Source organism: Bradyrhizobium sp. PRIMUS42 (assembly GCF_023006515.1).
Lineage (GTDB): Bacteria > Pseudomonadota > Alphaproteobacteria > Rhizobiales > Xanthobacteraceae > Bradyrhizobium.
In genome coordinates this window covers 1-1,644 of sequence record NZ_JALBGZ010001030.1, presented here as the reverse complement: position 1 = coordinate 1,644, position 1,644 = coordinate 1, and the positions used below count along the sequence as shown (strand labels likewise).

General features: G+C 67.0%; 2 protein-coding genes. Both read left to right on the top strand.

All coding sequences use genetic code 11. The features are described from left to right. The coding region (gene der / locus MOV75_RS37140) for a ribosome biogenesis GTPase Der (protein ID WP_247007879.1) at positions 1-1,163 on the top strand (1,163 nt) is incomplete at its 5' end. After that, the coding region (locus tag MOV75_RS37135; RefSeq protein ID WP_247007878.1) for an MFS transporter at positions 1,160-1,644 on the top strand (485 nt) is incomplete at its 3' end. The genes der and MOV75_RS37135, both read left to right, overlap by 4 nt.

The window sequence follows — 1,644 nt, the reverse complement described above, 5'->3', positions numbered from 1 at the left end:
AGCAGACCGAGGCCGCGATCGCGCAGGCGGACGCGCTGTTCTTCGTCATCGATGCCCGCGTCGGCCTCACGCCGACCGATCGCGCCTTCGCCGATTTCGCCCGCAAGGCCAACAAGCCGGTGCTGTTGGTCGCCAACAAGAGCGAGGGCAAGCACGGCGATGCCGGCGCGATGGAGGCGTTTGCGCTCGGCCTCGGCGATCCCATTCAGATCTCGGCCGAACATGGCGAGGGCATGGGCGAGCTCTACGATGAACTCGCCAAGCTGATGCCGGAGCCCGTCGACGAAGACGAGAACGAGGACGACGCGCCGCTCTCGGAGGAAGAGGCCGCGACGCGCCCGATCCGGGTCGCCATCGTCGGCCGGCCCAACGCCGGCAAGTCGACGCTGATCAACCATCTGCTCGGCGAGGAGCGTCTGCTGACGAGCCCGGAGGCCGGCACCACGCGCGATTCCATCGCGGTCGAGATCAGCTGGAAGGGCCGCGATTTTCGCGTGTTCGATACCGCAGGCCTGCGACGGCGCTCGCGCATCGAGGAGAAGCTGGAAAAGCTCTCGGTCGCGGACGCGCTGCGCGCGGTCCGTTTTGCCGAAGTCGTCGTGATGATGATGGATGCGCAGAACCGCTTCGAGGAGCAGGATCTTCGCATCGCCGATTTGATCGAGCGCGAGGGCCGCGCTGTCGTGCTCGCCGTCAACAAATGGGACCTGATGGAGAGCAAGGGTGGCGGCGCGATCTCGGGCCTGCGCCGCGATGCCGATCACTTGCTGCCGCAGGTCAAGGGCGTGCCGATCGTGGCGGTCTCCGGCCTGATGGGCGAGGGCATCGATCGCCTGATGCAGGCGATCCAGGATGCCTATGCGCTCTGGAACAGGCGTGTATCGACCTCGGCGCTGAACCGCTGGTTCGAGCAGGCGGTGCAGGCCAATCCGCCGCCCGCCGTGTCCGGCCGCAGGCTGAAGCTGAACTACATCACGCAGACCAAGGCGCGCCCGCCGAGCTTCGTGCTGTTCTGCTCGCGCGCGGACGCGGTGCCGCAGTCCTATTTGCGCTACCTGATCAATTCCATGCGCGAGACGTTCGAGTTGCCGGGCACGCCGGTGCGCATCACCCTGCGCGAGAAGGCCAATCCCTTCGCACATAAGCGCAAGCGGCCGTCGTGAGCAACGAGGCCGACCAGGCGACAGCGCAAGGCGCGCCGCCGGTCCGGCGCGGCGCGGTGGCCTTCATCTTCGTCACCATCCTGCTGGACATGCTCGCGCTCGGCGTGATCATGCCGATCCTGCCCAAGCTGATCGAGAGCTTCGTCGACAACGACACAGCGCATGCGGCCCGCATCTTCGGCTTGTTCGGCACCGCCTGGGCGCTGATGCAGTTCGTGTTCTCGCCGCTGCTCGGCGCGTTGTCGGACCGCTTCGGGCGGCGGCCGGTGGTGCTATTGTCGAATTTCGGGCTCGCGGCCGACTACGTGCTGATGGCGCTGGCGCCGTCGCTGGTCTGGCTGTTCATCGGACGCGTGATCTCGGGCATCACCTCGGCGAGCATCTCGACCGCCTTCGCCTACATCTCGGATATCACGCCGCCGGAGCGGCGCGCGGCGGTCTTCGGCCGGATAGGCGCGGCTTTCGGTGCGGGCTTCATCCT